We start from the raw sequence: 5,515 nt of genomic DNA on the forward strand, positions 1-5,515 counted from the left end.
GCGCGTACTGTCGGCCATGGTTGCATTGGTCAGCCATTTCTCGCCGAACTGGCCGAAGCTCTTTGCTTCCTTGATCCGGCGCTTCTCCCGCTGCTTCTCGATGGCGGGAGACCGCCCTTCGGCGATCGCACGCCGCGCGTCGATGCATAACTCGCGAGCCCTGGCGAGCGATATCCCGTCACGGGTATACCTACCGAGGTAGAGGGTCTCCCGCCTGCCGTTCAGCCGATAGTCGAGCCTGAACGAGATGGTGCCCGACGGTGCAACGCGCACATACATGCCGTCACGATCAGATACCTTGTACATTTTGTCTTTTGGTTTCAAGCACTTGAGTGCTGCATCGGTCAACATTTAGGGCGTCCTTGCGGAAAAGTACTGTCACGCAGTTTTTGGAGGCCTACGGCGTAGAAAGCGCTTATAATTCAGCGTCTTATATCAGAAAAAGTACCGTCAGGAGCCTCATTACTCCTGACGGTACTTTCGTTTTTCCGTTTGATCAATGGGGGCGAGGCCCGTCAGCGAGGCTGCCAAACGCGATCTATGCCCACCGATAGATGTCGATAGGCATAGAAGGAATTTATTTTTATTTTCAGTTGGTTAGATCGTATTTCAGCGCAAAATCGGCGACGTTCGGATGGGCCTGAATCATTCCCACTCGATCGTGCCCGGCGGCTTGCTTGTCACATCGTAGACGACGCGATTGATGCCGCGGACTTCGTTGATGATGCGGGTGGCGGCCTTGCCGAGGAAGTTCATGTCGTAGTGGTAGAAATCGGCCGTCATGCCGTCAACCGAGGTGACGGCGCGCAGCGCGCAGACATATTCATAGGTGCGGCCATCGCCCATCACGCCCACGGTCTGGACCGGCAGCAGCACGGCGAAGGCCTGCCAGATGACGTCGTAGAGACCGTTTTTCCGGATTTCGTCGAGATAGATCGCGTCGGCCTCGCGCAAAATGTCGAGCTTTTCCTTCGTCACGCCGCCGGGGCAGCGGATCGCAAGCCCCGGCCCCGGGAACGGGTGGCGGCCAATGAAGCTGTCCGGCAGGCCGAGTTCCTTGCCGAGCACGCGGACCTCGTCCTTGAACAGTTCTCGCAGCGGCTCGACCAGTTGCATGTTCATCCGCTCGGGCAGGCCGCCGACATTGTGGTGCGACTTGATGGTGACCGAGGGGCCGCCGGAGAAGGACACGCTTTCGATCACATCCGGATAGAGCGTGCCCTGACCGAGGAAATCAGCGCCGCCGAGCTTCTTCGCCTCGTCCTCGAAGGTTTCGATGAACAGGCGGCCGATGATCTTGCGCTTGGTTTCCGGGTCGGCCACGCCTTCGAGCTCGCCGACGAAACGGTCGACCGCATCGACGTGGATCAGGTGAAGATTGTAGTGCTCGCGGAACATCGCGACCACTTCATTGGCCTCGTTCTTGCGCATCAGACCGTGGTCGACGAGGATGCAGGTGAGCTGGTCGCCGACGGCCTCGTGGATCAGGAGCGCGGCAACGGAACTGTCGACACCGCCCGAAAGCGCGCAGATCACCTTGCTGTCGCCGACCTGGTCACGGATCTTCTGCACCATCTCGGCGCGGTAGGCCGCCATCGACCAGTCGGATTTCAGCCCGACGATCTTGTGCACGAAGTTGGCGAGCAGCCTGCCGCCATCGGGCGTATGCACCACTTCCGGGTGGAACATGGTGGTGTAATAGCGCTTGTCCTCGTTGACGCAGATCGCGAACGGCGCGTTCGGCGAGACGCCGATGATCTCGAAGCCCTCCGGGGCAACGGTGACGCGGTCGCCATGGCTCATCCACACCGGATATTTCTTGCCGACCTCCCAGATGCCCTCGAACAGCGGCGAGGCCTTCAGGATTTCGACATCGGCACGGCCGAATTCCGCAGCATGGCCGCCCTCGACCGCGCCGCCGAGCTGGACGCACATCGTCTGCTGGCCGTAGCAGATGGCGAGGATCGGCACGCCGCTGTCAAACACGGCCTGCGGTGCGCGGGGAGAGCCCTCGCGGGTGACAGAGTCGGGCCCGCCGGAGAAGATCACGCCCTTGGGCTGCAGCCGCTCGAACCCTTCCTCTGCCTTCTGGAACGGAACGATCTCGCAATAGACGCCGGTTTCGCGCACACGCCGCGCGATCAGCTGCGTCACCTGACTGCCGAAATCGATGATCAGGACGGAATCGGGATGGGAAATCTCTGGGGTCACGGCTGGGGCCTTCCTGTCGGTGAAAGCTAAAAACCGGCCTTATAGGGGAATCGCGCCCGTTTCAATGGCGGTTTCCAGCCGATCGATGGCGAGGCTCAGTTTTTCATCGATTATGTGCAGATATTGCGTCCAGTCATCGACCTGCTTCAGTTCGGCCTTGCCATCGGAAATGCCGCGCAGGGCGACGAGCGGCAGGTTGAAAACATGGCAGGCGCGCAGCTGCGCGAAGGTTTCCATGTCCACCATATCGGCATCGATGGCATCATAGGCGGCGCCCGACACGATATTACCGCCGGTGGAAAGCCGCGCCCGCGGCAGGCCGGGAATGGTAAAGGGCAGCGCCACCTCCGCCGGCAGGTCGAGGAAAGGCGTACGACCTTTTTCGAAACCGAGCGGCGAGGCATCCATGTCGCGATAGGAGACCGAGGAGGCCTGATAGATTTCGGTCTGCTCCAGCGTTGCCGAGCCAGCCGAACCGAGCGATACCACCAGATCGGGCGCGGCGTCGGCGTGTTCCAGCATGGCAAGCGTCCTGGTCAGTCGCACCGCCGCCTCCACCGGGCCGATGCCGGTCATCAGCGGCGCGATCCGAGCCTTGAGCCGCGCGCCATATTCGGCCGAAGCGGCCATCACGAACAGCACGTTCTTGCCGGCGATCAGTTCGACCCGCATCAACCTTCAAAGCCTTCCCGGTCGCGCAGCACCATGCAAGTGCCGGACATCGAGGCGATCAGCTTGGCGGGGCCGTCGCCGATCACGTAACCGCGGCCATCGGTGACGATGATGTTGGTGCCGGGCTTGGTGACCTCGCCGCGAAACAGGAATCGGCCGCCCCTGCCCGGCGACAGCAGGTTGACCTTGAACTCGATGGTGAGCAGCGAGGCGTCGGTATCGATCATGGTATAGGCGGCATAGGTGCAGGCGGTCTCGAGCCCGGTCGCGATCACGCCGGCATGGAGAATGCCATGCTGCTGGGTCAGTTTGGTATCGAAGGGCAGTTCGATCTCGACGACGCCGTGGCTGATGCGGGTCAGCTCCGCGCCGAGCATCTCCATAGCACCCTGGCTTGCGAAACTGTTCACGATCCGCGCGTGAAAATCGCCATGTTCGAATTCTGCCAATGCCTTGCCTTTACCGGCTGCGGAAACCGCACACCTGCCCTTCCTCTTCCTCGGTCACCGCCCGGTAGCAACCGCCCCATGGATCCTCGGGTCAAGCCCGAGGATGACCCGGAAGGAGGCGCTGGTGAACAGCTTCACCGAACGGCTCTACCTCCCCACATGCGTCATGCTCGGGCTTGACCCGAGCATCCAGGCCACGGGGCGGGAGGTGGATACCGTCCTCCAAACCTGCCATGCCGCAGCGTTTCCGACAAGCGACAAGCTCAGTTGAGGTAAACAAGCGCGGCGTTCAGCAGCGTCGCGAAGGCGACCCAGAGGGCGTAGGGGGCGAACAGGGCGGCCGAGAGGCGGTCATGCTGCCGGGTGTTGCCGATGAAGGCGAGGATGGCGAGCAGCAGGGCGACAATGATGATCAGCGCCGGAACCATCATATGCAGGCCGAAGAAGACCGGCATCCAGGCTATGTTCAGCACGAACTGCACGACCCAGAGGCCAAATGCTCTGGGATACTCGTCGCGACGCAGAAAACTGCGGGCGCCGGCCCAGCCGATGAAGACATAGAGCACCGTCCAGACGGGGCCAAACAGCCAGTCCGGGGGATTGAAGGGCGGCTTGGCGAGCGACGCATACCATTCGCCCGGCATGTTGAGGAAGCCGGACAGAAGGCCGGCCGCAAGGACGACAACAATAAAGAGTGCGTGAATGGCTTTTGCGTTTTTCATGACGGCATAAATAGTGTTGCTAGACCGAATTGCCAATGAGGCGCACCGCATGTTGGTCGAAAGCGGCCGCGTGATGCGCGCCGGCGAATACACCGTCATAGGTGCCGACGGCGAAGCCATGCGCGGCGTCGGCGATGCCGGCGGCGTTTTCAAGCTTTCCGGTCGAGACCACCCGGCCGGTCGCCTCCTCCAGCGTTACCACCAGCCCCTTGGGCGAGGTCAGGCCGATCAGCCCGTCGCGCGGGTTGGCGGCGATCGCGCCGACATAATTGCCGAGCCCGATCGTGACATCCTCCGGCAGCGGCGTGAAGGAAAGCACCTCGCCGGGAGCGATGTGGCCGACCAGCGGCGGCGTCTCGTTGCGCGGCCCCTCGAACTGGCAGGCAAACCAGATGCGGCCTTCTTCCCCCAGTGCCAGATGCCGGGTCGAAAGCTGGCTGAGGGCTGCGGGCAACGCGTGCTTTTCGACGAGCGCCCCGTTGGCTGCATCAATCAGCGCCAGCGACGGTTCCATGTGATCGAGGTTGAGCTTGGTGCGGCCGAAATCGGGATGGGTTTCGATCCCGCCATTGGCGGCGATCAGAAACCGGCCATCCGGCGTCACGGAGAGATCATGCGGCCCGATGCCATAGGTCGGATATTCGCCGATGCGGATATAGTTCTGGCGGGCATCATAGATGCCGATCACGCCGCGCCGGTTGTCGAAATCATTCTCGCTGGCATAGAGAAACCGGCCATCCGGTGAGAATGCGCCATGCCCGTAGAAATGCCGGTCGGGGATCGCGTTGATGATGGTCTCCGCGCCCGAGGGCGGCAACACCAGAATGAAGGTTCCGGGTCTGCGGGCAAACGCCGCCACCGCGCCCGTCGCCGGCGAAACGGTGAGACCGTGGATCCGGTCCGGCAGCGCGACCTGCGAGATGAACGCGCCGTCTTCCGCCATCAGTGCCAGCGCGAACCGGCCATCCGGCGTTCTGATGCCCGTTGCATAGACCGCATCGGCGCGCTCCAAAGCGAAGGCGGCGGGCGCGGAAAGCCCGGCCAGGAACAGGCTGCCCGCGGCCTTCACGAAACTGCGGCGGTCGATCAGGGCCGAGCGGGCGGGCATGTCAATCTCCGTCGGAGAAGGAGAAACCGGCCCCAAGGCCGATCGCCCCGCCGTAATTGTTATTCAGCCGCAGGATCACATCCTTGAGGTTCAGGATGATGTAATCGAGTTTCGCCCGTTGATCCGGATCGTTGAGAACAACCCTGATATCGGGGTTCATGCCCTCGACCACGCCGTCGAGCGAGGAGAACAGGAAGTTGATCGAGGACACGATCGAGCGGACGTCCTCGTCCAGCAGGTCCTCCATGCCGGCCTCATTCAAAAGCGCCTGCAGCGCATCGAGATTGGCGAGCACCGAGGGCCATGTATTCTCGGAGCGCCAGTAGATCGCGCGGGTGGCGAAATTCGGCCCG

8 protein-coding genes are annotated in these 5,515 nt (G+C 62.2%); 1 reads left to right on the forward strand and 7 read right to left on the reverse strand.

From position 1 onward, the window contains the following. The 4 genes from B4E36_RS04425 to B4E36_RS04440 form a co-directional block, all read right to left on the reverse strand. Positions 1-351: Arm DNA-binding domain-containing protein (locus tag B4E36_RS04425; RefSeq protein WP_345900031.1), on the reverse strand; the 351-nt coding region annotated here is incomplete at its 3' end. 294 nt (positions 352-645) lie between these two features. After that, positions 646-2,211 (reverse strand): glutamine-hydrolyzing GMP synthase, encoded by a 1,566-nt coding sequence (guaA, locus tag B4E36_RS04430; protein WP_292059689.1) that lies wholly within the window; start codon positions 2,209-2,211, stop codon positions 646-648. 39 nt (positions 2,212-2,250) lie between these two features. After that, positions 2,251-2,883, reverse strand: coding sequence for a 5'-methylthioadenosine/S-adenosylhomocysteine nucleosidase (locus B4E36_RS04435; RefSeq protein WP_292059691.1), 633 nt, complete (start codon positions 2,881-2,883; stop codon positions 2,251-2,253). Continuing rightward, positions 2,883-3,332 carry a PaaI family thioesterase gene (locus tag B4E36_RS04440; RefSeq protein ID WP_292059697.1) on the reverse strand — a complete coding sequence of 150 codons (450 nt, stop codon included), beginning with the start codon at positions 3,330-3,332 and terminating at the stop codon, positions 2,883-2,885. The genes B4E36_RS04435 and B4E36_RS04440 overlap by 1 nt, the downstream gene beginning before the upstream one ends. Positions 3,333-3,456: 124 nt before the next feature. On the opposite strand from B4E36_RS04440, the gene B4E36_RS04445 reads away from it, so the two are divergent. Beyond that, positions 3,457-3,603, forward strand: coding sequence for a hypothetical protein (locus B4E36_RS04445; protein WP_345900032.1), 147 nt, complete (start codon positions 3,457-3,459; stop codon positions 3,601-3,603). On the opposite strand, the gene B4E36_RS04450 is transcribed toward B4E36_RS04445, so the two are convergent. From B4E36_RS04450 to B4E36_RS04460, 3 genes are all read right to left on the reverse strand, one after another. Next, positions 3,596-4,054 (reverse strand): TspO/MBR family protein, encoded by a 459-nt coding sequence (locus tag B4E36_RS04450; protein WP_345900033.1) that lies wholly within the window; start codon positions 4,052-4,054, stop codon positions 3,596-3,598. The two genes, B4E36_RS04445 and B4E36_RS04450, sit on opposite strands and share 8 nt — an antisense overlap. 19 nt (positions 4,055-4,073) lie before the next feature. Next, positions 4,074-5,162: a DUF1513 domain-containing protein gene (locus tag B4E36_RS04455; RefSeq protein ID WP_345900034.1), complete on the reverse strand. Its 1,089-nt coding sequence runs from the start codon at positions 5,160-5,162 to the stop codon at positions 4,074-4,076. Position 5,163: 1 nt separating this feature from the next. Continuing rightward, on the reverse strand, positions 5,164-5,515 hold a 352-nt coding region (locus B4E36_RS04460; protein WP_345900035.1), incomplete at its 5' end, for an imelysin family protein.

The sequence above is a fragment of the Martelella sp. UBA3392 genome (assembly GCF_002358775.1).
Classification (GTDB): domain Bacteria; phylum Pseudomonadota; class Alphaproteobacteria; order Rhizobiales; family Rhizobiaceae; genus Martelella; species Martelella mediterranea.